This window comes from Paraburkholderia sp. HC6.4b, from assembly GCF_014200875.1.
Taxonomy (GTDB): Bacteria; Pseudomonadota; Gammaproteobacteria; order Burkholderiales; family Burkholderiaceae; genus Paraburkholderia; species Paraburkholderia tuberum.
Genome location: NZ_JACHDC010000008.1, coordinates 76,768 through 101,012, shown reverse-complemented (window position 1 = coordinate 101,012; position 24,245 = coordinate 76,768). Strand labels below are relative to the sequence as shown.

The 24,245-nt window shown below is 65.0% G+C and carries 23 protein-coding genes; 11 read left to right on the top strand and 12 right to left on the bottom strand.

The window, feature by feature from the left end; genetic code table 11:
* Window positions 1-335 precede the first annotated feature (335 nt).
* The 5 genes from queC (at window position 336) to HDG34_RS14105 (ending at window position 3,934) form a co-directional block, all read left to right on the top strand.
* Window positions 336-1,067 carry a 7-cyano-7-deazaguanine synthase QueC gene (queC, locus tag HDG34_RS14125; protein ID WP_184060906.1) on the top strand — a complete coding sequence of 244 codons (732 nt, stop codon included), beginning with the start codon at window positions 336-338 and terminating at the stop codon, window positions 1,065-1,067.
* 64 nt (window positions 1,068-1,131) lie between these two features.
* Window positions 1,132-1,764, top strand: coding sequence for a 7-carboxy-7-deazaguanine synthase (gene queE, locus HDG34_RS14120; protein WP_184060905.1), 633 nt, complete (start codon window positions 1,132-1,134; stop codon window positions 1,762-1,764).
* Window positions 1,765-1,773: 9 nt separating this feature from the next.
* Complete coding sequence (gene queD / locus HDG34_RS14115; protein WP_184061034.1) at window positions 1,774-2,229, top strand: 6-carboxytetrahydropterin synthase QueD; 456 nt, start codon at window positions 1,774-1,776, stop codon at window positions 2,227-2,229.
* A gap of 191 nt (window positions 2,230-2,420) precedes the next feature.
* A complete protein-coding gene (locus HDG34_RS14110) occupies window positions 2,421-3,203 on the top strand; it encodes an HpcH/HpaI aldolase/citrate lyase family protein (RefSeq protein WP_090802233.1) in 783 nt (260 codons plus the stop codon).
* Complete coding sequence (locus tag HDG34_RS14105) at window positions 3,200-3,934, top strand: tetratricopeptide repeat protein (RefSeq protein ID WP_184060904.1); 735 nt, start codon at window positions 3,200-3,202, stop codon at window positions 3,932-3,934. The genes HDG34_RS14110 and HDG34_RS14105 overlap by 4 nt, the downstream gene beginning before the upstream one ends.
* 84 nt (window positions 3,935-4,018) lie before the next feature.
* Here the strand turns inward: HDG34_RS14105 and rodA are convergent, their stop codons facing one another.
* From rodA to HDG34_RS14080, 5 genes are all read right to left on the bottom strand, one after another.
* The gene (gene rodA, locus HDG34_RS14100) at window positions 4,019-5,167 is read right to left on the bottom strand and encodes a rod shape-determining protein RodA (RefSeq protein ID WP_184060903.1); all 1,149 of its coding nucleotides are present in this window, start codon (window positions 5,165-5,167) and stop codon (window positions 4,019-4,021) included.
* A 10-nt stretch (window positions 5,168-5,177) separates the two neighbouring features.
* Window positions 5,178-7,553: a penicillin-binding protein 2 gene (gene mrdA / locus HDG34_RS14095; RefSeq protein WP_184060902.1), complete on the bottom strand. Its 2,376-nt coding sequence runs from the start codon at window positions 7,551-7,553 to the stop codon at window positions 5,178-5,180.
* 79 nt (window positions 7,554-7,632) lie between these two features.
* Complete coding sequence (gene mreD / locus HDG34_RS14090) at window positions 7,633-8,145, bottom strand: rod shape-determining protein MreD (protein WP_018419085.1); 513 nt, start codon at window positions 8,143-8,145, stop codon at window positions 7,633-7,635.
* A complete protein-coding gene (gene mreC, locus HDG34_RS14085; RefSeq protein WP_184060901.1) occupies window positions 8,142-9,278 on the bottom strand; it encodes a rod shape-determining protein MreC in 1,137 nt (378 codons plus the stop codon). The genes mreD and mreC overlap by 4 nt, the downstream gene beginning before the upstream one ends.
* 154 nt (window positions 9,279-9,432) lie before the next feature.
* Window positions 9,433-10,476, bottom strand: a complete 1,044-nt coding sequence (locus tag HDG34_RS14080; protein WP_004189550.1) for a rod shape-determining protein — start codon at window positions 10,474-10,476, stop codon at window positions 9,433-9,435.
* A 372-nt stretch (window positions 10,477-10,848) separates the two neighbouring features.
* On the opposite strand from HDG34_RS14080, the gene gatC reads away from it, so the two are divergent.
* The 5 genes from gatC (at window position 10,849) to HDG34_RS14055 (ending at window position 16,090) form a co-directional block, all read left to right on the top strand.
* The gene (gatC, locus tag HDG34_RS14075) at window positions 10,849-11,148 is read left to right on the top strand and encodes an Asp-tRNA(Asn)/Glu-tRNA(Gln) amidotransferase subunit GatC (protein ID WP_018419087.1); all 300 of its coding nucleotides are present in this window, start codon (window positions 10,849-10,851) and stop codon (window positions 11,146-11,148) included.
* A gap of 158 nt (window positions 11,149-11,306) precedes the next feature.
* On the top strand, window positions 11,307-12,794 hold the full coding sequence (gene gatA / locus HDG34_RS14070; protein ID WP_184060900.1) for an Asp-tRNA(Asn)/Glu-tRNA(Gln) amidotransferase subunit GatA: 1,488 nt from the start codon (window positions 11,307-11,309) through the stop codon (window positions 12,792-12,794).
* A gap of 5 nt (window positions 12,795-12,799) precedes the next feature.
* Window positions 12,800-14,275, top strand: coding sequence for an Asp-tRNA(Asn)/Glu-tRNA(Gln) amidotransferase subunit GatB (gene gatB / locus HDG34_RS14065; protein ID WP_184060899.1), 1,476 nt, complete (start codon window positions 12,800-12,802; stop codon window positions 14,273-14,275).
* Window positions 14,276-14,418: 143 nt separating this feature from the next.
* Complete coding sequence (locus HDG34_RS14060) at window positions 14,419-15,258, top strand: PPK2 family polyphosphate kinase (RefSeq protein WP_090802221.1); 840 nt, start codon at window positions 14,419-14,421, stop codon at window positions 15,256-15,258.
* Between the two features lie 52 nt (window positions 15,259-15,310).
* Window positions 15,311-16,090 (top strand): exodeoxyribonuclease III, encoded by a 780-nt coding sequence (locus HDG34_RS14055; RefSeq protein ID WP_184060898.1) that lies wholly within the window; start codon window positions 15,311-15,313, stop codon window positions 16,088-16,090.
* 59 nt (window positions 16,091-16,149) lie between these two features.
* Here HDG34_RS14055 and HDG34_RS38625 read toward each other — a convergent pair whose 3' ends face one another.
* From HDG34_RS38625 to argB, 7 genes are all read right to left on the bottom strand, one after another.
* The gene (locus HDG34_RS38625) at window positions 16,150-17,466 is read right to left on the bottom strand and encodes a M48 family metalloprotease (protein ID WP_184060897.1); all 1,317 of its coding nucleotides are present in this window, start codon (window positions 17,464-17,466) and stop codon (window positions 16,150-16,152) included.
* Window positions 17,448-18,842, bottom strand: coding sequence for an AmpG family muropeptide MFS transporter (locus HDG34_RS14045; protein WP_184060896.1), 1,395 nt, complete (start codon window positions 18,840-18,842; stop codon window positions 17,448-17,450). Before HDG34_RS14045 ends, HDG34_RS38625 begins: the two co-directional genes overlap by 19 nt.
* Window positions 18,843-18,856: 14 nt before the next feature.
* Complete coding sequence (metW, locus tag HDG34_RS14040) at window positions 18,857-19,465, bottom strand: methionine biosynthesis protein MetW (RefSeq protein ID WP_090802214.1); 609 nt, start codon at window positions 19,463-19,465, stop codon at window positions 18,857-18,859.
* Window positions 19,462-20,607 (bottom strand): homoserine O-acetyltransferase, encoded by a 1,146-nt coding sequence (locus HDG34_RS14035; RefSeq protein WP_184060895.1) that lies wholly within the window; start codon window positions 20,605-20,607, stop codon window positions 19,462-19,464. The genes metW and HDG34_RS14035 overlap by 4 nt, the downstream gene beginning before the upstream one ends.
* Window positions 20,608-20,928: 321 nt before the next feature.
* On the bottom strand, window positions 20,929-21,639 hold the full coding sequence (gene slmA / locus HDG34_RS14030) for a nucleoid occlusion factor SlmA (protein ID WP_184060894.1): 711 nt from the start codon (window positions 21,637-21,639) through the stop codon (window positions 20,929-20,931).
* Between the two features lie 41 nt (window positions 21,640-21,680).
* A complete protein-coding gene (locus HDG34_RS14025; RefSeq protein WP_184060892.1) occupies window positions 21,681-22,448 on the bottom strand; it encodes a pyrimidine 5'-nucleotidase in 768 nt (255 codons plus the stop codon).
* 157 nt (window positions 22,449-22,605) lie between these two features.
* Window positions 22,606-23,505: an acetylglutamate kinase gene (gene argB / locus HDG34_RS14020; protein ID WP_018419098.1), complete on the bottom strand. Its 900-nt coding sequence runs from the start codon at window positions 23,503-23,505 to the stop codon at window positions 22,606-22,608.
* 265 nt (window positions 23,506-23,770) lie between these two features.
* Between argB and HDG34_RS14015 the strand changes: the two genes are divergently transcribed.
* Window positions 23,771-23,995: a cysteine-rich CWC family protein gene (locus HDG34_RS14015; RefSeq protein ID WP_090802208.1), complete on the top strand. Its 225-nt coding sequence runs from the start codon at window positions 23,771-23,773 to the stop codon at window positions 23,993-23,995.
* Window positions 23,996-24,245: the final 250 nt, after the last annotated feature.

The following is a 24,245-nucleotide window of genomic DNA, read 5'->3' as shown; positions in this document are numbered from 1 at the left end:
GTCACTTCGGCTTGCCATGCAGTTGAAGCCGCGCGCGTGGAACAGCTGGTGTCGGCGACTTCGGTGTCGCGTGATAAAATCGCGCCAGTTCAAGGACTTGCATGCAGGCGTCGCACGCGGTCGTGCACCGCGCGAATGCAGTGCCGAGCATGTCGCACCGAAGCACCCAATCCTTCGCCCGACGATCGGCGGTATAAGCGCCCAGCCACGTTCCCGCGCAACGCGCGACCTATACTGCTTTGGGCCGGCACAGTGCCGGCACACGTCGCGCCGCGTTGCTTGCATGGCGCACCTCGCGCAGCGCGACGTGGCACTCTCATTCACGGAGTATCACGGTGATCCGCAAAGACGCTAAGCGTAGCGCGCTCGTGCTGTTTTCCGGCGGCCAGGATTCCGCCACGTGTCTTGCGTGGGCGCTCGACCGTTACGACACGGTCGAAACGGTCGGCTTCGATTATGGTCAGCGTCATCGTGTCGAACTCGAATGCCGCGAAGGATTCCGTCAGGCCGTCGTGCGTGCGTTTCCGGCGTGGGCCGATCGTCTCGGCGACGATCACACGATCGACCTGTCGCTGCTCGGCGCGATCAGCGACACCGCGATGACGCGCGAGATCGAAATCGAAGCCATGGCCAATGGGTTGCCGAACACGTTCGTGCCGGGCCGCAATCTGATGTTCATGACGATCGCCGCGGCCATCGCGTATCGGCGCGGTTTGCAGGTGCTGGTCGGCGGGATGTGCGAGACGGACTTCTCGGGCTACCCCGATTGCCGCGACGACACGATGAAGGCGCTGCAGGTCGCGCTGAATCTCGGCATGGACGCGCGTTTCGCGCTGGAGACGCCGCTGATGTGGCTCGACAAGGCCGACACGTGGCGCCTCGCGCGCGAGCTCGGCGGCGACGCATTGGTGGAACTGGTGCGTGTCGAGACGCATACCTGCTACGTCGGCGAACGGGCCGAGTTGCACGCATGGGGCTTCGGCTGCGGCGAATGCCCGGCATGCCGGTTGCGCAAACGCGGCTATGAGGCCTATCTCGCCGGCGAAAAAGTCACCGAGCCGGTCTGACGGCTCGCGCGAGAGCGCCCATCATTGACCATCATTGATTCAGGAACACAGGACAGAAAGCAGCATGACGTACGCGGTCAAGGAAATTTTCTACACGTTGCAGGGCGAGGGCGCGAATGCCGGGCGGCCGGCCGTGTTCTGCCGTTTCGCGGGCTGCAATCTGTGGTCCGGCCGCGAAGAGGATCGCGCGGACGCCGTCTGCCGTTTCTGCGACACCGATTTCGTCGGCACCGACGGCGAGAACGGCGGCAAGTACCGCACCCCCGACGAACTGGTCGCGATGATCGCGTCGCAATGGCCGCAAGGCGAGGGCGAACGCTTCGTCGTGTGCACTGGCGGCGAGCCGATGCTGCAGCTCGATCAGCCGCTCGTCGACGCGCTGCACGCGGCCGGCTTCGAGATCGCGATCGAGACCAACGGCTCGCTGCCGGTGCTCGACACGATCGACTGGATCTGCGTGAGCCCGAAGGCCGACGCGCCGCTCGTCGTGACGAAGGGCAACGAACTGAAAGTCGTGATCCCGCAGGACAACCAGCGCCTCGACGACTACGCCAAGCTCGACTTCGAGTATTTCCTCGTCCAGCCGATGGACGGCCCGTCGCGCGACATCAACACGAAGCTCGCGATCGACTGGTGCAAACGTCATCCGCAGTGGCGCCTGTCGATGCAGACTCACAAGTATCTGAACATTCCCTGATTTGCCGTGCTGACGATTACCCGAAAACTCGAATTCGACGCGGGCCACCGCATTCCCGATCACCGCAGCCAGTGCCGTAATCTGCATGGCCATCGCTACGTGCTCGAAATCACGCTGCTAGGCGATCTGGTCGACACCGAAGGCGCGCCCGATCGCGGCATGGTGATGGACTTCGCCGACGTGAAGTCGCTCGCCAACGAGCACCTGGTCGACAAGTGGGACCACGCGTTTCTCGTCTACGAAGGCGACACGCAGGTGCGTGGCTTCCTCGACAGCATGGCGGATCACAAGACGGTCGTGATCGATCGCATTCCGACCGTCGAAAACCTCGCCGCGATTGCGTTCGACATTCTCGCGAACGTCTACGACGCGCACTACGGCGTGAACCTGCGCCTGCACAAAGTGCGTCTGTACGAGACGCCGAATTGCTGGGCCGAGGTGGTCCGCGACTCGCTTCCCACCTGAATCCACGCCCCGCCACGCGAACGAACTCTCGCGTTATTGTCACGGTATGATCGTTCCGACCAACACACGGAGCGAGACATGCCGGTCACCGCATCGCGTCGCAGCAGGCAACGAGGCCGTCAGCGCCCCGGTGCCTGGCTGATCCGCTATCTGGCCCCGCTTCGCATTGCAAACCTGCACGAGGCCAGCCGATGAGCACCTTCACCAACTCCCTCAAACAACGTCTGAAGGACAACGCGCCGCTGATCGGGCTGTGGTTGTCGCTCGGCAGCGAGGCCGCCGCGGAAGCACTCGCGCACGCCGGCTTCGACTGGCTGCTGATCGACATGGAGCACGCGCCCAACGATAGCGGCGGCGTCGAGTCGCAATTGCGCGCGATTGCCGCCGCGCATCTGCCGAGCGAGCCGGTGGTGCGGGTGCCCGCGAGCGAGCCGTGGCTCGTCAAGCGCGTGCTCGACGCCGGCGCGCGCACGCTGATGTTCCCGAACATCGAATCCGCTGAAGACGCGGCACGCGCCGTGCGGCTCACCCAATATCCGACCGCCGAGGCGCTCGACGGCCTGCGCGGCGTCGCGGGCGTCGTGCGCGCGGCCGGTTACGGCATGCGGCGTGATTACGTGCAGACGGCCAACGCACAGATCGCGACGATTGTGCAGATCGAATCGGCGCGCGGCTTGCGGGAGGTCGAGCAGATCGCGGCGACGCCGGGCGTCGATTGCCTGTTCGTCGGGCCGGCCGATCTGGCCGCGAGCCTTGGTCATCTCGGCGACGCGAAACACGCGGACGTGCAGGCGGCGATGGCGCGTATCGTCAGCGCGGCGGACAAAGCCGGCATTGCCGCCGGCATCTTCGCGATGGACGTGGCGAGCGCGCGGCAGCATCGCGACGCCGGTTTTCGCTTCGTCGCGCTAGCCGCCGACGTGATCTGGATGTTGCGCGCGACGCGCCAGGCATTACAGGAGGTGAGGTCATGAACGGCAGAGTGCAGGGGGGCGCCGGGCGGATGATCACGCGAGTGACCGCGCAAGTGACCATGGCGGTGGCGCTGCTCGCGACTGGGGCGTGGAACGCCGCGTATGCACAGGATCACGTCGCCAAGGCGAACGATCCGCAGACGCAATCCGCGGTGGCCGACTACAACGCCGGCAATCTTGGCGCGGCGCTGAGCGAATTCCGCCAGGCCGCCGAGCGCGGCAGCCGCCTCGCCCAGTTCAATTACGCGATGATGCTGCTCAACGGCGAAGGCACGCCGGTCAACGTCGACGAAGGCAAGAAGTGGCTGCGCAAGGCCGCCGACGCGAACATGTCGCACGCGCAATACGTGTACGGCAAGATGTACGACGATGGCGAGTTCGTCGGGCGCGATCCGGTGGAGGCGCATCGCTGGTTCATGAAGGCGGCCGCGCAGGGCCATGTGCAGGCGGAGCTCGCGCTCGCGAATCAGTTCCTCGACGGACGCGGTACCGAGCGTGACAACAAGCAGGCGTTCGTCTGGTACAAGAAAGCGGCGCAGGGCGGCGACATGACCGCGCAGTACGTGACCGGCTCGTTCTACGAGCGTGGCGGCGATGGCGTCGACCGGAATCTGAATGTGGCGCGCGCATATTACGCGGCCGCGGCGGCGCAGGGCGATCCGGCCGCGCGCCTGAAGTATCAGCAGTTGAGCGCGCAGCTGCGCGATCAGAAGGAAGTGAAGCCGCAGTAATAAAGCAGCAAAAAAGCAAAAAGGGCGCTCGCAACGAGCGCCCTTTTTTGCATTGTCGTTTGCTAGCGTGCCGCTAGCTACGGGTTAGCTCTGCATCAACCGCTTCTGTCGCGCGACGCTCATGATCAGCCCGATCGCGACGCCCAATGTAGTCAGCGCGGTGCCACCGTAACTCATGAACGGCAACGGCACGCCGACCACCGGCAGAATTCCGCTCACCATGCCGATATTGACGAACGCGTACGTGAAGAACGCCATCGTCAACGAGCCGGCCAATAATCGCCCGAACAATGTCGCGCCGTTGGCCGCGATGTAGAGCCCGCGCGCGATCAATAGCATGTACAGCGTGAGCAGCACGATTCCGCCTGCCAAACCGAACTCTTCCGAAAACACCGCGAAGATGAAGTCGGTGTGCTTCTCGGGGATGAACTCCAGATGCGCCTGCGTACCCTTCAGCCAACCCTTGCCGAGCGGGCCGCCCGAGCCGATCGCGATCACCGCTTGAATCGTGTGGAAGCCTTTGCCGAGCGGGTCCGAGGTCGGATCGAGCAGCGTGCAGATGCGGTGCTTCTGGTAGTCGTGCATCAGCGGCCACTGCACTTCGGGCTGACAGATCTTGTCCTGGAACGCCGCGATCGATGCAACCGCAATCACGGCCGCGATCAGCACCGGCATGATCAGCTTGAAGCTCAGCCCCGCGAAGTAAATCACGAACAGGCCGGCCGCGAACACGAGCACGGCCGTGCCGAGGTCGGGCTGCTTCGCGATCAGGCCGACCGGCACGATGAGGATCACGAAGCCAACCAGGTAGTCGTACCAGCGCATCACGCCTTCGCGGCGCTGGTAGTACCAGGCGAGCATCAGCGGTGTGGCGATCTTCATGATTTCCGATGGCTGGATCACCACGCCGACGTTGATCCAGCGCTTCGCGCCCTTGCGCGTAAGGCCGAACATCGCGACTGCGACCAGTAGCGCGATCCCGAACGCGTAGAGCGGGACCGCGAAGCGCATCAGCGTAGTGGGCGGCACATTGGCGAGCCCCCACATCAGCACGAAGGTGAGCAGGATGTTGCGCAACTGGTCTTCGACGCGGCCCGGCATGTCGAGCGTCGCGCTGTACAGCGTGACGATGCCGACGCACAGCAGCAGAAACACGATCAGTGCGAGCGGACGGTCGAAGCCTACGAACATCCGTTTGATGCGCTCGAGCCAGGCGCGCTTGTCGAATTGCATGCCTTTCTCCTTATTCGTCGATGCCGCCGGCGGCCGGCTGGCGCGGCGACGCGCCCTGGAAGCTGTCCTCGCGCGATGGTGCCGCTGCGGTCGGCGCCGGCTCGCTTGCCGGACGGGGTTGGTGCGGGGCGCCGGACGTACGCGACGCGGATTTCTTTGCCACGGACGAAGCCGATGCCGGCTTCGCCGCCGAGGCCGCGCGCGCTGCGGTGGCCGAAGCCGCTGCCGGCGCGCTGGCCGGCACCGTTGCCGCCGCGCCAGCCGACGCCGCCACCGGCACAGACGCGCCATTCGCGCCCGAAGCCGCAACGGCCGCCGACGCACCGGAGGTCACCGCGGCAGCCGCCGCCCCTGGCATCGGCAGTGCCTTGAAGCCCGCCGCAATCCTGAGCGGCTGAGCGCCATCATGCGAGGCCGGCGTATCGCCGACCTGCGGCGCGGATGCTTCGAGCGTGGTCGATGCCGCTACCGCGACGGCCGCTTCTTCCGCACCGGGCTTGTTCTTGCCGACCAGGTAATAGTCGAGCACCCTGCGCGCGATCGGACCGGCCGCCTCCGCGCCCCAACCGCCGTTTTCGACGACCAGCGCGAGTGCGATCTTCGGTTGATCGGCCGGCGCGAAGGCGATGAACAGCGCGTGATCGCGCAAATTCTCGGCAACCGCGTGACCTTTGTAGTTCGCGCCTTGCAGCGAGTACACCTGCGCGGTACCGGTCTTGCCGGCCGCCTGATATGGCGCGCCCGCGAATACTTTGGCCGCCGTGCCGTTCGTGACCACGCCTTCCATCGCGCGCTTGATGAAGTCGATGTCCTGCTGCTTGACCGCGATCTTGTCGCTCGGATCGCGCACCACCGGCCGCGTGTCCTTCGTGATCGGATTCTCGATGTCGCGCACGAGGTGCGGCTTCATCACGACGCCGTTGTTCGCGAGCGTTGCGGTGGCATGGGCGAGCTGCAGGATCGTGAACGAGTTGTAGCCCTGGCCGATGCCGAGGCTGACCGTTTCGCCTTCGTACCACTTCTGCTGCTCGGGGCGGCGGTACGCGTGGCGCTTCCAGTCGGTCGACGGCAGGATGCCCTTCGCTTCGCCGGCGATGTCGATGCCGGTGATCTGCCCGAAGCCCCACGGCTTCATGAAGTTCGCGATGTTGTTGACGCCGAGATCGTGCGCGAGCATGTAGAAGTACGTGTCGTTCGACACGACGATCGCGCGGTTCATGTCGATCCAGCCTTGGCCCGAGCGCACGTCGTTGCGGAACGTGTGGCCGCCGAACGTGTAGTAACCGGGGTCCTGGAAGCCCCAGCTCGGCGTGCGCTTGTGCAGCGTCAGCGCGGCGAGCGCCATGAACGGCTTGTAGGTCGAGCCCGGCGGATAGGTGCCGTGCAGCGGCCGGTTCAGGAGCGGATGGTCGGGCGAGTTGTTCAGCTCGTCCCAGGTCTGCTGGTCGATGCCGTCGACGAAGGAATTCGGATCGAAGCTCGGCGCCGACACGAATGCGAGCACGTCGCCGGTGGACGGCTCGATCGCGACGAGCGCGCCGCGGTGTCCGGCGAACGCCTGCTCGGCGACCTGCTGAAGGCCGATGTCGAGCGACAGCACGAGGTTGTTGCCCGGCGTCGCCTGGGTGCGCGACAGCGTACGCACCGGGCGGCCGCCCGCCGTCACCTCGACTTCCTCGAAACCGGTCTGGCCGTGCAGTTCGGTCTCGTAGCTCTGCTCGACGCCGATCTTGCCGATGTAATCGGTGCCCTTGTAGTTGTTCGCGTCAAGACGCGGATCGTAGTGGTCCGGATCGCTGTCGTTCTGATCGCTGGCGTCGTCGATGCGGTCCTGGTCGCGTTGCGAAATCCGTCCGATGTAGCCGATCACGTGCGCGGCCGTCGGCCCGAGCGGGTACTGGCGGAACAGCCGCGCGCGCACTTCGACGCCAGGGAAGCGGAAGCGCTGCGCGGTGAAGCGCGCGACTTCGTCGTCGGTCAGGCGCGTGCGGATCGGCAGACTTTCGAAGTTCTTCGAGTCTTCCTGCAGCTTCTTGAAGCGGCGACGGTCGCGCGCATCGATCGACACGACGGTGGCGAGGTTGTCGATCACGTTATCGAGCGTGTCGTTCAGCTTCGACGGGGTGATTTCAAGCGTATAGGCCGAGTAGTTCTTCGCGAGCACGACGCCGTTCCGGTCGGTGATGATGCCGCGGTTCGGCACGATCGGCGCGACGGAGATGCGGTTTTCATCGGCTTGCAGCGAGTACTTGCTGTAGTGCCAGACCTGCAGGAACAGGAAGCGGAAGCCGATCAGCCCGAAGCAGACAAACACGAACAGGCCGGCCGCCGCGACGCGCAGGCGGAATTTCGTGAGCTGCTGTTGAGTGTCCTTGAATTCGGTCATGCGATTCTGCAAAAGGCCGGCATGCGGCCATCAAGAGTGTGCGCCCAAACTGGCCGCGGCCGGTGGGCCCGATGCGGGATCAAATGGGGCGCGTATCGTCCGGGTCGGCGGGGCGGCGCTGCGGCATCAGCAGCAAGATGCTGGCGACCGGCCACAGCGCAGCTTCGACGAAACCGTCGATCAGATAACTCCAGCCCGGAAACGCCGCGCCGGTCAACAACCGGATCACGAACGGCACCAGTTGCGCGACGACGAGCAGCGGCATCACCGCGAACGTCTGCACGCCGAGCGACATCCACAACACGCGGCGGTGAATCGTGATCGCGCCGTACGAGAGCAGCGTGTAGGCGAGCGCGTGCTCGCCGAGCAGGCTCGCGTTGTGCACGTCCATCAGCAGACCGAGCAGAAACGCGATGCCCATGCCCACCTTGCGCGGCTGATGGACATTCCAGAACAGCAGCACGAGTGCGACGAAATCGGGCACGCCGGCGAGACGCCCCCACGGCATCAGGTTCAGCAGGAACGCGGAAGCGAGGCTGAACGCGATGAAGTACGGGTTGACCGGCTGCAGGATGTATTGCGGGCGATTCATGGCTGAGCCCCCGGCTCGGCTTGCGGCTTCACGTTCTTCGCGGCGGCCGGCTTTTCGGCTTTCCTGTCGGCTGCGGGCTTGTCGGACTTCTTGTCGGCCGCAGCTTTGCCCGGCGCCTTTTCCACGGATTTGGCTGCGGGCTTTTCGGTCGGCGCTTTGTCGGCGGCGTTCCTGTCGGCTGGCCTGGCGGCGGATTTGTCCGCCGCGCCCTTGCCGTCCGCTGCTTTGGCGCCCTTCTTCGCTTTCGCTTCCTTCGCGACGGTTGCCGCGTCGGGTTCGTCCGCCGGGCGCGGCGGCGCGTTGTTCTGGACGTGCAGCACGAGCACCTGACGCGCACCGCGCACTGCGGCGACCGGCAGACTGACTACGTGCGCAAACGCGGTGTCGGCCTGCTTGTCGACGCGCACGACCTTCGCGACCGGCAGCCCCGGCGGATACACGCCGTCGAGGCCGCTCGTGACGAGCTCGTCGCCGGTCTGGACGTCGGCGCTGATCGGCACGAAGCGCAGATCGAGCGTGTCGCCCTTCGGCGTACCGTAGATCACGCTGCGTAAGCCGGTGCGCAGAATTTCGACCGGCACCGCCTGGTCCTTGTCCGTCAGCAGCGTGACTTCGGCCTGCAGCGGGAACACCCGTGTGACCTGGCCGATCACGCCATCTTCGTCGACGACCGGCGAGCCGTTCTGGATGCCTTGCTGCGCGCCGCGTCCGATCACGACCTTCTGCGTGAACGGATCGCGCGTGTCGTACTGGATTTCGGCGGGCAGCGATTGCGTGGTGAGGCTCTGCGACAGTTGCATCAGCGCGCGCAGATGGCCATTTTCGGCGGCGAGCGACGCGGCCAGATTGGCCTGCTGCGACAGCCGCAGATCCTTCGCGCGCAGCTTCGCGTTCTCGTCGCGCAGCGTGGCGCTCGTCACGGCGAGGTCGGCGGCGCCCATGAAGATGTCGCGCGGCACGAGCGCTGCGCGCTGCAAAGGATAAAGACCCGCGCCGAGCACGCCGCGGACGATTTCGAGCGTCTGGAAGCGGGCATCGGAGATCAGCAGGGCGAGCGCCAGCACGACGAAGAACACCAGTCGGGCCAGAGCGGAGGGGCCTTGCTTGAACAGGGGCGGCGGACTGTATTCCATGGTCGGCGCCGGGGGCGTGAGCGGTTGGGTGAGACGGCGACGCGCAAGGCGCGCGCGGTCAGCGAGCGGAGGCTGGTCGGCCCAGCCAACGACAAAGCGGCCCGCAAGGGGCCGTGTGCCAGATCCGCGCTACTGACATGGGAGGAAGGCTCGCTTACTCGTACGAGAAGATGCTGCCGAGCTTGTCCATGCGTTCGAGCGCCATGCCCGAGCCGCGCACGACGCAGGTCAGCGGGTCTTCGGCGACGAGCACCGGCAGGCCGGTTTCTTCGGCGAGCAGGCGATCGAGGTCGCGCAGCAGCGCGCCACCGCCGGTCAGCATCATGCCGCGCTCGGCGATGTCCGCGCCGAGTTCCGGCGGCGTCTGTTCCAGTGCGATCTTCACCGACGACACGATCTGGTTCAGCGGATCGGTCAGCGCTTCGAGGATTTCGTTGCTGGAGATCGTGAAGCTGCGCGGAATGCCTTCCGACAGATTGCGGCCCTTCACTTCCATTTCCTTGACTTCGGAGCCCGGGAACGCGGAGCCGATTTCCTTCTTGATGGCTTCGGCGGTCTGTTCGCCGATCAGCATGCCGTAGTTGCGGCGGATGTAGTTGACGATCGCTTCGTCGAACTTGTCGCCGCCGACGCGCACCGAGCCCTTGTACACGATGCCGCCGAGCGAGATCACGCCGACTTCTGTCGTGCCGCCGCCGATGTCGACGACCATCGAACCCGTTGCTTCCGACACCGGCAGGCCCGCGCCGATCGCGGCAGCCATCGGCTCTTCGATCAGATACACCTGCGAGGCGCCCGCGCCGTGCGCGGCTTCCTTGATCGCGCGACGCTCGACCTGGGTCGAACCGCACGGCACGCAGATGATGATGCGAGGTGACGGCGAGAACATGCGCGATTCGTGAGCAGTCTTGATGAACTGCTTGATCATCTGCTCGGTGACGGTGAAGTCGGCGATCACGCCGTCTTTCATCGGGCGGATCGCCTCGATGTTGCCCGGCACCTTGCCGAGCATCTGCTTGGCTTCCTTGCCGACTGCCTGAATGGTCTTCTTGCCGTTGGGGCCGCCTTCCTGGCGGATCGACACGACCGACGGTTCGTCGAGAACGATGCCCTTGCCGCGCATGTAGATAAGGGTGTTGGCGGTGCCGAGGTCAATCGCCAGATCGTTGGAGAAGTAGCTGCGCAAAAAACCGAACATTCAAAATCCTGTCTCGCTGGGGGCCGGGCCTCGCACCGTATGCGTAGGGCGGCAGCGGAAAAATAACAGCTTCAACCGGGCGGTAGCGACGCCACATGAACTTGAAGCCGCGGGGGAGTCTACCGGAGGCCGTTGCAAAGCCAGGGCGGAAAGCGCCGGACGTTCTTGGAATTGTCCGTAAGGCCTTGGTAAGTCGGTCCGGGTTTGGGTCGAACGCGTAATGATACCTTATAATTTTGGATGTTTTGAAGGAAACGGAGCGCACATTTTGTCATTGCCGCTCCTTTTTCCGGATTGTCCTATCTTGTCGTAACCCGCTGTTACAACGCGACTTTTTAACTGTTGTGACATTCCACCCTTTCCGGTGACTGCATGGCTCTGACCCTGACCGATGTAAAACGCATCGCGCATCTCGCGCGACTCGAACTGGCCGATGCCGACGCCGAGCACACGCGTGCCCAGCTCAATGATTTTTTTGGCCTCGTCGAGCAGATGCAGGCGGTCGATACCACCGGCATCGCGCCGCTTGCCCACCCGATCGAGCAGATCGAAGACGTCGCGCTGCGTCTGCGTGACGACGCCGTCACGGAGACGGTCGAGCGCGAGGCTTTCCAGCGCCCCGCGCCGGCCGTTCAGGACGGCCTGTACCTCGTGCCGAAGGTGATCGAATAAGACCCGCCGGGCAGACCCCGGGTCTGGCGTCGGCGCGAGCCTCCGTGGTCCAGACGCGCGTCCTCGCCGCGAACCTTGCCGGACCGGTCTGCCGACGGGCAACCGAACGCCTCCACGGCGGCGTGACCACGCTGCCGCGCTTTCCAGGATAAAACGCAATGCATGAAAAAAGTTTGAGCGAACTGCGCGCTGCGCTCGCGGCCAAGGAATGCTCCGCAGTCGAACTGGCGCAGCTGTACCTGAAGCGGATCGACGCGGCCAATAGCCTGAACGCGTTCATTCAGGTCGATCCGGAACTGACGCTCGCGCAGGCGAAAGCCGCCGACGCGCTGCTGCACACCGGCCATGCGGGCCCGCTGGTCGGCCTGCCGATCGCGCACAAGGATGTGTTCGTCACGAAGGGCTGGCGCTCCACGGCCGGCTCGAAGATGCTCGCGAACTACGAAAGCCCGTTCGACGCGACCGTGGTCGCGCGTCTGCAGAACGCCGGCATGGTGTGCGTGGGCAAGACCAATATGGACGAGTTTGCGATGGGTTCGTCCAACGAGAATTCGTATTTCGGCGCCGTGCAGAATCCGTGGGACCGCAAGGCCGTGCCGGGCGGTTCGTCGGGCGGCTCGGCTGTCGCCGTGGCCGCGCGTCTCGCGCCCGCCGCGACCGGCACCGACACCGGCGGCTCGATCCGCCAGCCGGCGTCGTTCTCGGGCATCACCGGCATCAAGCCGACGTACGGCCGGGTGTCGCGCTACGGCATGATCGCGTTCGCGTCGTCGCTCGACCAGGGCGGCCCGATGGCGCAAAGCGCCGCGGACTGCGCGACGCTGCTCAACGCGATGGCCGGCTTCGACGAGCGCGACTCGACGAGCCTCTCGCACGAGCGCGAGGACTACACGCGCTATCTCGGCAAGTCGTGGCAGGACGGCGGCACGGACAAGCCGCTCGCCGGTCTGCGCATCGGCCTGCCGAAGGAGTATTTCGGCCCCGGTCTCGCCGACGACGTGCGCGCGTCGATCGACGCCGCCTTGAAGCAGTACGAAGCGCTTGGCGCGACGCTCGTCGAGGTATCGCTGCCGAAGACCGAACTGTCGATCCCGGTCTACTACGTGATCGCGCCGGCCGAAGCATCGTCGAACCTGTCGCGTTTCGATGGCGTGCGCTTTGGCCATCGCGCGGCCGGGTACCGCGATCTGCTCGACATGTACAAGAAGTCGCGCGCCGAAGGCTTCGGCCCGGAAGTGAAGCGCCGCATTCTGGTCGGCACCTACGTGCTGTCGCACGGCTACTACGACGCGTACTACCTGCAGGCGCAGAAGATCCGCCGCATCATCGCGCAGGACTTCCAGCAAGCGTTCAAGCAGTGCGACGTGATCATGGGACCGGTCGCGCCGTCGGTGGCGTGGGACATCGGCGCGAAGGGCGACGATCCGGTGCAGATGTATCTGGCCGACATCTATACGCTGTCGGTGAGCCTCGCCGGCCTGCCGGGCATGAGCGTGCCGTGCGGTTTCGGCGCGGGCGCGAACGCGCAGCGTCCGGTCGGTCTGCAGATCATCGGCAACTATTTCAACGAAGCCCGGATGCTGCAGGTGGCCGACGCGTTCCAGCGCGCGACCGACTGGCACCGTCAGGCACCGGCAGGAGTGTGAGCACCATGACCAAACAATGGGAAGTCGTGATCGGTCTGGAGACCCACACGCAGTTGTCGACGCATTCGAAAATCTTCTCGGGCACCGCGACCCAATTCGGCGCCGCGCCGAACACGCAGGCCAGCCCCGTCGATCTGGCGCTGCCGGGCACGCTGCCGGTGATGAACCGCGGCGCGGTCGAACGCGCCATTCAGTTCGGCCTCGCGATCGGCGCAACGGTGGCGCCGCGCAGCATCTTCGCGCGCAAGAATTATTTCTACCCCGACCTGCCGAAGGGCTACCAGATCAGCCAGTACGAAATTCCCGTCGTGCAGGGCGGTCAGGTGACGATCCAGGTGCCGGCCAATGAAAAGGCGGGCAAGGAAGCGTACGAGAAGACCATCAACCTGACGCGCGCCCACCTCGAGGAAGACGCGGGCAAGTCGCTGCACGAAGACTTCGCGGGCATGACCGGCATCGACCTGAATCGCGCCGGCACGCCGCTGCTCGAAATCGTCACCGAGCCGGAAATGCGCAGCGCGGCCGAGGCCGTTGCCTACGCGAAGTCGCTGCACACGCTCGTCGTGTGGCTCGGCATCTGCGACGGCAACATGCAGGAAGGCTCGTTCCGCTGCGACGCGAACGTGTCGGTGCGTCCGGTCGGCCAGAAGGAATTCGGCACGCGCACCGAGACCAAGAACCTGAACTCGTTCCGCTTCCTCGAAGAAGCGATCCAGTACGAAGTGCGTCGCCAGATCGAGCTGATCGAAGACGGCGGCACGGTGGTGCAGGAAACGCGTCTGTACGATCCGGACAAGCGCGAGACGCGTTCGATGCGCAGCAAGGAAGACGCGCACGACTACCGCTATTTCCCCGACCCCGACCTGATGCCGCTCGTGATCGACGCCGCGTGGGTCGAGCGCGTGAAGAGCGAGATGCCGGAACTGCCGGAAGCGATCCAGCGGCGCTTCGTGTCGCAGTACGGACTCACGCCGTACGACGCGAACGTGCTGACCTCGAGCAAGGCGACGGCCGCTTACTACGAAGCGGTGGTCGCCAAGTTCGGTGCGGCCAACGCGAAGGTCGCGGCGAACTGGGTGATGGGTGAAGTGTCGTCGCAGCTCAATCGCGAAGGCCTCGACATTGCCGCGTGCCCGGTCTCGGCCGCGCAGCTGGCGCTGGTTCTGCAACGTATTGCCGACGGTACGATCTCGAACAAGATCGCGAAGGAAATCTTCCTCGCGATCTGGGAAGAGAAGGCCACCGACGAAGCCGCCGCCGATCGCATCATCGAGGCGAAAGGCCTGAAGCAGATTTCGGACACCGGCGCGCTCGAAGCGATCATCGACGAAGTGCTCGCCGCGAACCAGAAGTCGGTCGACGAATATCGCGCCGGCAAGGAAAAGGCGTTCAACGCGCTGATCGGCCAGGCGATGAAAGCAACCAAGGGTAAGGCCAACCCTGCTCAGGTCAATGAATTGCTCAAGAAGAAGTTGTCCTGAGTTGAAGTGCCGCGGGCCGGGCGTGATCGCGCCCGTGTCACCACGGGCCGTTGCCGGATCGAAGCAGGGCAACGGCCCGTTTTATTTTGCGGACCCGCTTCAGCCGGTTAAGCGTAGGTAAGCGTAGACCTTGGAGTGTATGCATGACAAAGCAACCCGATCTCGACGATTTCCGCGTGCCGTATTTCGACGACGGCAAGAAAAAAAACCACTTCTCGCTCGACCATTTCGATCCGAAGGCGAAGCCGTTTTCGAGCGGCTCGAAAGACGCGGACCGCGCGCGTCTGTCGGAAGTAGGCCTGCTGCTCGACAACCTGCAGGAGCGGCTGCACGCGCAGCGCAAGCGCCGCGTTCTGCTAGTGCTGCAAGGTATGGACACGAGCGGCAAGGACGGCACGATCCGCGCGGTATTTCACGAAGTCGACCCGCTCGGCTTGCGCATCGTGCCGTTCAAGGCGCCGACGCCTGTCGAACTCGCGCACGACTTCCTGTGGCGCGTGCATTCGCAGGCACCCGCGGCCGGCGAGCTGACGATCTTCAACCGCAGTCACTACGAAGACCTGCTCGTGCCGACCGTGCTGGGCGCGCTCGACGCCGCGGCGTTCCAGCAGCGGTGCCGCCACATCCGTCAGTTCGAGGAGATGCTCGCCGACAGCGGCGCGACGATTCTCAAGTGCATGCTGCACATTTCAAGGGACGAGCAGCGTGTGCGTTTGCAGGAGCGCATCGACGATCCGCTGAAGCACTGGAAATTCGACGTGTCGGATCTCGAAGCGCGCAAGCAGTGGGACGCGTATCAGTCCGCGTATCGCGACACACTGGCCGCGACGTCGACGGAATACGCGCCGTGGTACGTGATTCCGGCCGAGTCGAAGACGCATCGCAACGTGATGGTCGCCGAACTGCTGCTGCGCACGCTCGACGCGCTGAAGCTCGAATATCCGCCGGCCAAGGAATCGCTGAAGGGCGTCAAGGTCGAGTGAACGCGGCCTTGCCCCTTGGCTTCAGAAACGAATCGAACAAAAGAGGAAAGACATGTTGCGTCTGATTACCGCCAACCTCAACGGCATCCGCTCGGCGGCGAAGAAGGGCTTTTTCGACTGGTTCGGCGAACAGGGCGCCGACGTGCTTTGCGTGCAGGAAATCAAATGCTCGCAGGATGACATGACGCCGGAGTTCATGGCGCCGCATGATTTCACCGGCTATTTCCAGCATGCGGTAAAAAAGGGTTATAGCGGCGCGGGCGTCTATACGCGTCATGAGCCGGACGAAGTGGTCATCGGCTTCGGCAGCGAGGAGTTCGACCCGGAAGGGCGCTATGTCGAGCTGCGTTTCGGCAAGCTGTCGGTGGTCTCGGTGTATGTGCCGTCGGGGTCGAGCGGTGACGAGCGCCAGCAGGCCAAGTTCCGTTTCATGGACGAGTTCATGCCGCATCTCGCCGAACTGGCGAAGGAGCGCGAGGTGATCGTTTGCGGCGACGTGAACATCGTGCACAAGGAAATCGACATCAAGAACTGGAAGAGCAACCAGAAGAATTCGGGCTGCCTGCCCGAAGAGCGCGCATGGCTCGACAAACTGTTCGACGAAGTCGGTTATGTGGACGTGTTCCGCACGCTCGACCAGCGGCCCGAGCAGTACACGTGGTGGAGCAATCGCGGTCAGGCGTATGCGAAGAACGTCGGGTGGCGGATCGATTACCAGATCGCGACGCCGGGCATCGCAAGCAAGGCGAAGCGCACCGACGTGTTCCGCGACATCAAGTTCAGCGACCATGCGCCGCTGACCGTCGACTATGACCATAAGGTCAAAAAGTAAGCCCACCGGCCGCGACGCGTGCAGCGCCGTGGCCCGCCGGCAGTCGTAGAACCGGGGTATCAGTCGCGCGCAGGCTTGCGGGTCGGCCGACCGATGCCTGCATAATCGGGCAACTCGTCGACGCTCTTGCCGATTGCCTTCGCGTACAGCGGCAGCATGTCCGGCAGCCGCTTGATGATGTCGTCGCGGCGCGCCGGCGTGTACGGGTGCACGTAGATGAAGCCCTGGCCGCGACTGCCGCGCGTCGCCTGCGCGAGCTTATCCCACAGCGTGACCGCCGCGCGCGGATCGAAGCCGGCGCGCGACGCGATATCGCTGCCAATCACGTCGGCTTCGGTTTCGTCGGTGCTCTCGTACTTCATTTCCAGCAGACGCGAACCGATGCCGAGCGGCGCCATGCCCAGATCGGCGAGGCCGAACAGTTGCGGAATCGTGCCGGACGAATCGAGCTGGCTCGCCTGCAACTGACCGAGCCGCATGCGCGCGTGCTCGCGCAACGCGTGCGCGATCTCATGGCCGATCAGCATGCCGACCTCGTCGTCGTTCAGGCGGACGCGATCGAGAATCCCGCTATAGACGACGATCTTGCCGCCCGGCAGGCAGTACATGCGGATGTCGGTCGAGCGCACCACCGCGACTTCCCACTTCCAGAGCTTGGCTCGCTCGTTCCATTTCAACGAGTACGGAATCATCCGGTCGATGATCGAGCGCACGCGCGTCACGCGCGCGTCCGTCTCGCCGTACAGGCGGTTCGCGTGGCTGGCGCCGTAGACGATCTGGTTGAACTCCTCGGCGGCCTGCGCCTCGAGCATCGACGACGGGATCAGGTTGCGGAACACCATGTAGCCACCGTAGCGCAGTTGCGGGCTCACGTAGTAGGGCGGCGGGACGGCCGCGGGGGCCGATGCCGCGGCGGGCGCTTTGGCGGTGGCGGGGGCGTGCGCGAGCTGCGGCGCGGAGCCGGAAGTAGCGGCGCCCGGAGCGCTACCGCTAGCGCTGGGCGTGCCCGGGGCACCGGCGTTGGCACCGGTGCTGTTATTCGCGCCAGGATTGGCACCGCCGGCGCTGTTGTTGCCGCTGTTGCCGCCTGCAGCCGAAGTCGCGTTTTCCGCGGCGCTGGTGCCGCTGGTCGCGGACCTGGCCGCAGGCATCGGGGCCGGGTTGGGCGTCGCACCGCTGGTGGTCGCGGCGGCGGCGGCCGGCGCGGGCGCTTGCGCGCCGCTCACCGGGCTCGCGCCAGTCGCCGGCGTGCCGGCCGCATAGGCGCCCGCCGGCATCGCCAGCGCGACGCTCGCGCAACCGAGGACGCTTACGGCGCTGAGTGTGGTGCGGCGCGCGCGGGTCGGAAGCGGTACCTTCACGACCGGTCCCTCCACGGCGCGATGCGCACCAGCAGCAGCATGCCGGGCACCGCGAGCGCGGTGCAGAGGATGAAGTAGTCGAACCAGCCCATCCGCGCGACCACATAGCCGCTCGCCGCCGACGCGAGCGTGCGCGGCACCGACGCGAGGCTCGTGAACAGCGCGAACTGCGTCGCGGTGTAGCGCGGATCGGTGGTGCTCGCGATATACGCGGTGAACGCGGCCATCGTGAGACCGGTGGCGAAGGTCTCGAAGCCGTACACGAGCGCGAGCGCGACCGAGCGTGGATCGAGCTGCACGCTCCAGTCGATGCCGACGAACGACAGCAGCTTCGTCGTCCCCTGGCTCAGTGCGACGGCAATGTTGTAAATCGCGGCAAGTCCGGGCGAATCCGGGCCGAGATGCGCGAGCCACGCGAAGCCGAGCGTCGACACCATCTGCAGCAAACCGAAGATCCACAAGCCGCGGCCGATGCCGATCTTCATCAGCCAGATCCCGCCGACGATGCCGCCCGCGAGACTCGCGCCGAACGCCGTGGTCTTGGCGATCACGCCGATCTGCGTGCGCGAAAAGCCGATGTCGAGGAAGAACGACGTGGACAGCGTGGTCGCCATCGTATCGCCGAGCTTGTACAGGAAGATGAAGCCGAGCACGAAAAGGGCAGTGCGCCAGCCGTCGCGCTGAATGAATTCCCTGAACGGCTCGACGATCGCCTCGCGCAGATTCTTCGGCGGCTCGCCGTGCACCTCGGGCTCGCGCACGACCAGCGTCATCAGAACGCCCGGCAGCATGAACGCGGCCGTCACGATGAAGACGGTGCTCCACGGCAGATGATCGGACAAAATCAGCGCGAGCGAACCGGGCACGAGCGCCGCGATCTTGTACGCGTTCACGTGCACCGCGTTGCCGAGGCCCTGCTGCGTGTCGCTGAGCAATTCACGCCGGTACGCGTCGATCACGATGTCGGAGCTCGCGCCGAAGAACGCGACCAGAGCGGTCAGCGCGGCGACGGTCCAGATCGATTCGCGTGGCGACACGAAACCGAGCGTCGCCATCGCGCCGGCCACGAGCAATTGCGTGACGAGCATCCAGCCGCGCCGTCTGCCGGGCCGCCAGGCGGGCACGCGCGGTACGTAGCGGTCCATCAGCGGTGCCCAGACGAATTTCCAGGTGTACGGAAACTGGATCAGCGCGAAGAGGCCGATTTCCTTCAGATTGACGCCTTCCGAGCGCAGCCACGCCTGCACGAGGTAGACGAGCGTAAACAGCGGCAATCCCGACGTGAAGCCGAGAAAGACGCAAATCAGCATGCGCGTATTCAAAAACGCGCGCCAGCCGGGATGTTCTTCGTGAGCGGTAAGTGCGGGCGCCTCGTGCGGCGGGTTCGACATGTGGATAAGTGACGTTAGCTTTTCTTGACGCGATAGACCGCAAGACTACCACGCCAGTTCACGCCCCAACGCACCACCTGTCCGTCATGCAGCACGACGCGATCGAGAATCTCGATGCCGACTTCGGGCGCGAGCGCTTCGAAGTCCTTGATCGTCAGCACACGCACGTTCGGCGTGTTGTGCCATTGATAAGGCAGCGACTTCGACACCGGCATACGCCCCTGCAACACCGACAGCCGATGCGCCCAATAGCCGAAATTCGGAAACGACACGATGCATTGCTTGCCGACGCGCACCGTCTCGCGCAGGATCGCCGCGGTCTGATGAATCGTCTGCAGCGTCTGCGACAGCACCGCGAAATCGAAGCTGCCGTCTTCGAACAGGCGCAGGCCGTCTTCGAGATTCTGCTGGATCACGTTGACGCCCTTCTGCGTCGCGGCGAGCACGCCGGCGTCGTTGATCTCGATGCCGTAGCCCTGCACGTCCAGTTCTTCGTTCAGCAGCGACAGCAACGAGCCGTCCGCGCAGCCGAGATCGAGCACGGTCGCGCGCGGTTCGACCCAGCGGGCGATCGCGCGGAAGTCGGGGCGCAATGCCAGGTAATCAAGTGCTCGCTGGTTCATGCGTTGACCTCGTTTGCAATGCGTTCGTAGTAGGCGCGCAGCAGGTTGTGATAGCGCGCATCGTCGAGCAGGAAGGCGTCGTGGCCGTGCGGCGCGTCGATCTCCGCATAGGTGACCGTGCGCTTGTGGTCGAGCAGCGCCTTCACCAGTTCGCGCGAGCGTGCCGGCGCGAAACGCCAGTCGGTCGAGAAGCTCGCGATCAGATACTTCGCGGTGGTGTGCGCTAGCGCGGCGGTCAGATCGCCGTCGAAGGCCTTGGCCGGATCGAAGTAGTCGAGCGCGCGCGTGATCAGCAGGTAGGTGTTCGCGTCGAAGTAGTCGGCGAACTTGTCGCCCTGATAGCGCAGATACGATTCCACTTCGAATTCGACGTCGAAGCTGAAGTTGTAGTCATCGAGCGCGCCTTCCGCGCGACGCAGCGAGCGGCCGAATTTTTCGGCCATGTCGTCGTCCGACAGATACGTGATGTGGCCGATCATCCGCGCGACGCGCAGGCCGCGCTTCGGTTTCACGCCGTGCGCGTAGTAGTTGCCGCCGTGGAAGTCGGGGTCTGACAGGATCGCCGAGCGTGCGACCTCGTTGAACGCGATGTTCTGCGCGGACAGTTTCGGCGTCGATGCGACCACGATGCAATGCGCGACCCGCTCCGGATACATCATGCTCCACGCGAGCGCCTGCATGCCGCCGAGACTGCCGCCCATCACGGCGGCGAAGCGCGTGATGGCCAAGGCGTCGGCGACGCGCGCCTGAGCGTTGACCCAGTCTTCGACGGTGACGACCGGAAAGGTCGCGCCATACGGCTTGCCGGTCGCGGGGTCGATGCTCATCGGCCCGGTCGAGCCGAAGCACGAGCCGAGGTTGTTCACGCCGATCACGAAAAACCTGTCGGTATCGAGCGGCTTGCCCGGGCCGACCATGTTGTCCCACCAGCCGATGTCCTTCGGATCGTCGGCGTACACGCCCGCCACGTGATGCGATGCGTTCAGCGCGTGGCACACGAGCACCGCATTGCTGCGCGCGGCATTGAGCGTGCCGTAGGTCTCGACCATCAGGTCGTAGCCTGCGAGCGAGCTGCCGTTGCGCAATGGCAGCGGCTCGGTGAAATGCATTTTTTGGGGAGCGACGATGCCGATGGATTCCATTCATTCCGCCATTGAGTCAACAGGGCGGCTAAACGGCGTCGGCGAAGCACGAAGAGAAGGACGGTGTGCGCAGCTGACGACCTCTTTAGCCGCATTTATAGTGAACCGCGGGCCTGGGGCCAAGGGTTCGCGCGCCCGCAATCGAGTCAGCAAATCGGCGCGTGAAAGGGTGTGAAACCGGGTGCAACGTGTATCGGGATGCCTTGGCGCGGCCCGTTATGCATCGGAAGGCCGCGGCAACATCAGGCGCAAAGTATAGCGGAAAATTCCGCGCGGCAGCGGCACGGGCGATGCCGCGCGAAGGGGGCGAGTCCTCGCGGACTACTGAAGAATCAGCAGCAGTTGCTCGTCCGCGTGTTCGGCGGGCGGCCGCGCGAAACCGCTGCGCACATAGCGATGCCAGCGGCCGATCACGTAGCTCACCACCAGGCTCGCGCGAATGGCGGGATCGTAGCCGGCAGGCAACGCAGCGGATTGCGGTGCGGTCTGCGGGCCGGCGTTGCCTGTGACGTCGTTATCCGCACGGGCAAGCGCTTCGGTCTGCGCGAGCCGCAAGCACTGCTTCAGCGATGCCTCGACCCGTTCGAGCATCTGGTTCACGCGCTCGGTGAGTCGCTCGTGCTCGCCGATCAGTGCCTCGCAGGTCAGCACGCGCGTCATGCCGGGATTTTTCGCGGGAAAGTTGAGCAGCATCAGCGCGATCGCGCGCGCCTGCAGCACACCGTTGTTTTCGTGATTGGTGATCTGGTTGATGAGGCCGAACAGCGTCTGCTCGATGAACTCGATCAGCCCTTCGAACATCTGCGCCTTGCTGGCGAAATGGCGATACAGCGCGGCTTCCGACACACCGAGCCGGGCGGCGAGCGCGGCCGTGGTGACCTTCTCGCGCTTCGGCGCCTCGAGCATGCTGGCAAGCGTCTGCAGGATGTGCACGCGACGCTCGCCCGGCTTCGGACGCGGCGAGCGTGTGGCGGCCGGCGCCGCGGGGGAGGCTGCGGCTGAGGTTTCGTCAGGCTTGTCGATCGGCTGCATGGCTGTGGTCCCCCGGCTGATGTCGTTGGCGGCTTTCGTCCCTACTGTCCCGGCTTGCGTCCCTTCCATCGAACCGAGCGCGTGCCCAGTCGTAGCGATTTTAGCGAACGAATGCTGCGGTCGACATAATGCGGCCGGCCGGTGCCCGGCAGGCGCGTCGGTACACCGTCCGCGTGCGGCTTGCGCGGCAGGTGCCCGGTGATCCACACGGTGCGGATGCCGAGCCGTCGATAGTTTTTCAGGTGCGAACGCGTGTCCTCGACGAGGATCGCGTCTTTCAGCGACACGTGCGCGTCGCGCATCGCGCGGCGCAGCATCGCGTGATCGGGCTTCGCGCGCCATTGGCGGCGATCGCGCATGTGCTCGATCGCTATCACGCGCTCGAATAGCCGCTCGATGCGCAACTCGGCGAGCACCGCGCGCGCGTAGGTTTCGGGCGCGTTGGTCAGCACGATCTTGCGGCCCGGCAGCGCCGCGATCAGACGCGCGACGCCGCGCTCGTGGCGGATCATCGAGCAGAGGTCGGGGAACGTGTGCACGACCTTAAGGAAGTCGTGCGCGTCGAGCGGATGGTGGCGCGTGAGACCGAGCAGTGCTGCGCCGTAGCGCAGCGTGTAGCCGGTGCGCAGACGGTTGGCTTCGTCGATGTCGACTTGCAGCGCGTCGATGATGTACTGGGTCATGCCGCGATTGATCGCGGGGAAAATGGCATGTGACGCGCGGTGCAGCGTGTTGTCGAGATCGAACAGCCAGACGGGCTTGCCGCCTGCGAGGTCAGGACGGCGGCGCCGCGAAGTGTGGGTGCACATGGTGAACTTCTTCAGCCGCTGACGGGCGTTTCATGCTGCGGATGCGCAGAGATTGCCGCATCAACGCTCGGGGGCGCGCATGGACTGCCGGCCGCGAGGTGGGGCACAGGCGTCGCGCCCCTCGGACGCAACCCCTGTGCCGGGGATGCCGCAACGATCAATGCGAGCGGATCATTGTGCCGAACGGCTGTTCGGTCAGAATTTCGAGCAGCACCGAGTGCTCGATGCGGCCGTCGATGATGTGCACCGAGCGCACGCCGCTCTTCGCCGCATCGAGCGCGGACGAGATCTTCGGCAGCATGCCGCCGGAGATCGTGCCGTCTTCGAACAGACCGTCGATTTCGCGCGCCGACAGGTCGGTCAGCAGATTGCCTTCCTTGTCCATCACGCCGGGGATGTTGGTCATCATGACGAGCTTTTCGGCGTTCAGCACGACCGCCAGCTTGCCCGCGACGAGATCCGCGTTGATGTTGTACGACAGGCCGTCTTCGCCGAAGCCGATCGGCGAGATGACCGGAATGAACGCGTCGTCCTGCAACGCCTTCACGACCGCCGGGTTGATCGACTCGACTTCGCCGACCTGGCCGATGTCGACGTACTGGCCCGGAGTTTCGCGATCGGGCATCAGCATCTTGCGCGCGTGGATCAGGCCGCCATCCTTGCCGGTCAGGCCGACCGCGTGGCCGCCGAAGTGGTTGATCAGCATCACGATGTCCTGCTGCACCTCCCCCCCGAGCACCCATTCGACGACTTCCATCGTCTCTTCGTCGGTGACGCGCATGCCCTGAATGAACGTGCCCTGTTTGCCGATTTTCTTAAGCGCCTGGTCGATTTGCGGACCGCCGCCGTGCACGATGACCGGGTTGATGCCGACCAGCTTCAGCAGAATCACGTCGCGCGCGAAGCCCTGCTTCAGACGCTCTTCGGTCATGGCGTTGCCGCCGTATTTGATGACCACGGTCTTACCGTGATACTGACGGATGTAAGGCAGCGCCTCGGCCAGAATTTCGGCTTTCAGGGTGGGCGCAATCTGCGAGAGGTCGGGAAGCTCGGACATGGCGGCAGGCTCGGGCACGGAACAGTTGAAACAGCGCGAATTGTACAGGACTGGCGCGCTGCAACAGGGTTTTCGGCCGCGGCGCGAGCGACGGGCGGTGCAGGCTTGGCGTACCGCACCATGACGCGCCACGGGGGCGACGAACAGCAAGCGTAACGCACTTGCGTGACGGCTGTGCATTGGCCGAACGGACGACTGCACCTGAGCGTGTCAGTCATGGCATCATGGCTTGATCAATGTCCCCGGCCCTGAGCGCCGATCTGCGATGAAATCGTCTTCCCCCCGCTCCGAACGCAGCGCACGCTGTCCGCGCTGCGGCAATGCTTTCGACTGCGGCATGCAGACTGAGCCGTCCAACTGCTGGTGCCGCGCGCTGCCGCCGCTACCGGTCGAGCGGTTAAAGCCAGGCGGCCGGTGTCTATGCCCGGAGTGTCTGGCCGCGGAGATTGCACAGGCGACACACGAGGCGAGTGAGCATGAGCGGCCGTGATGGTCGGATTTGCCCCGGGGCCGATCAGAAACCGCCGACGCGCGGCGATGCTGCGCCACCCGCGCCCGCAGATCGCGCACAATCGCTTCCAGCGCCGGCTCCCATTCGCCGAACCGCAGCTGCCGAACCGCGGCGATCGCGTCGGCGTGCCGGCTGGCCATCCGCAGCGTGTAGCCGGCGCGGAATTGTGCGACGGCGTTTCCCGGGTCGAGTGGGGCAATAATGGCGGGCGTCGTCGAGCGGGTGCAGT

Coding starts and splice junctions, on each gene's coding strand:
- rodA (WP_184060903.1), bottom strand. CDS start 5,167: ATGCAATTCGACAAGCGCGCCTGGCTCGAGCGCATCAAACGGATGTTC.
- HDG34_RS14105 (WP_184060904.1), top strand. CDS start 3,200: ATGAACGGCAGAGTGCAGGGGGGCGCCGGGCGGATGATCACGCGAGTG.
- slmA (WP_184060894.1), bottom strand. CDS start 21,639: ATGCAGCCGATCGACAAGCCTGACGAAACCTCAGCCGCAGCCTCCCCC.
- queE (WP_184060905.1), top strand. CDS start 1,132: ATGACGTACGCGGTCAAGGAAATTTTCTACACGTTGCAGGGCGAGGGC.
- mrdA (WP_184060902.1), bottom strand. CDS start 7,553: ATGACCGAATTCAAGGACACTCAACAGCAGCTCACGAAATTCCGCCTG.
- HDG34_RS14060 (WP_090802221.1), top strand. CDS start 14,419: ATGACAAAGCAACCCGATCTCGACGATTTCCGCGTGCCGTATTTCGAC.
- HDG34_RS14110 (WP_090802233.1), top strand. CDS start 2,421: ATGAGCACCTTCACCAACTCCCTCAAACAACGTCTGAAGGACAACGCG.
- gatB (WP_184060899.1), top strand. CDS start 12,800: ATGACCAAACAATGGGAAGTCGTGATCGGTCTGGAGACCCACACGCAG.
- HDG34_RS14055 (WP_184060898.1), top strand. CDS start 15,311: ATGTTGCGTCTGATTACCGCCAACCTCAACGGCATCCGCTCGGCGGCG.
- HDG34_RS14080 (WP_004189550.1), bottom strand. CDS start 10,476: ATGTTCGGTTTTTTGCGCAGCTACTTCTCCAACGATCTGGCGATTGAC.
- HDG34_RS14025 (WP_184060892.1), bottom strand. CDS start 22,448: ATGTGCACCCACACTTCGCGGCGCCGCCGTCCTGACCTCGCAGGCGGC.
- argB (WP_018419098.1), bottom strand. CDS start 23,505: ATGTCCGAGCTTCCCGACCTCTCGCAGATTGCGCCCACCCTGAAAGCC.
- HDG34_RS14045 (WP_184060896.1), bottom strand. CDS start 18,842: ATGTCGAACCCGCCGCACGAGGCGCCCGCACTTACCGCTCACGAAGAA.
- HDG34_RS14035 (WP_184060895.1), bottom strand. CDS start 20,607: ATGGAATCCATCGGCATCGTCGCTCCCCAAAAAATGCATTTCACCGAG.
- metW (WP_090802214.1), bottom strand. CDS start 19,465: ATGAACCAGCGAGCACTTGATTACCTGGCATTGCGCCCCGACTTCCGC.
- gatA (WP_184060900.1), top strand. CDS start 11,307: ATGCATGAAAAAAGTTTGAGCGAACTGCGCGCTGCGCTCGCGGCCAAG.
- HDG34_RS14015 (WP_090802208.1), top strand. CDS start 23,771: ATGAAATCGTCTTCCCCCCGCTCCGAACGCAGCGCACGCTGTCCGCGC.
- gatC (WP_018419087.1), top strand. CDS start 10,849: ATGGCTCTGACCCTGACCGATGTAAAACGCATCGCGCATCTCGCGCGA.
- mreC (WP_184060901.1), bottom strand. CDS start 9,278: ATGGAATACAGTCCGCCGCCCCTGTTCAAGCAAGGCCCCTCCGCTCTG.
- mreD (WP_018419085.1), bottom strand. CDS start 8,145: ATGAATCGCCCGCAATACATCCTGCAGCCGGTCAACCCGTACTTCATC.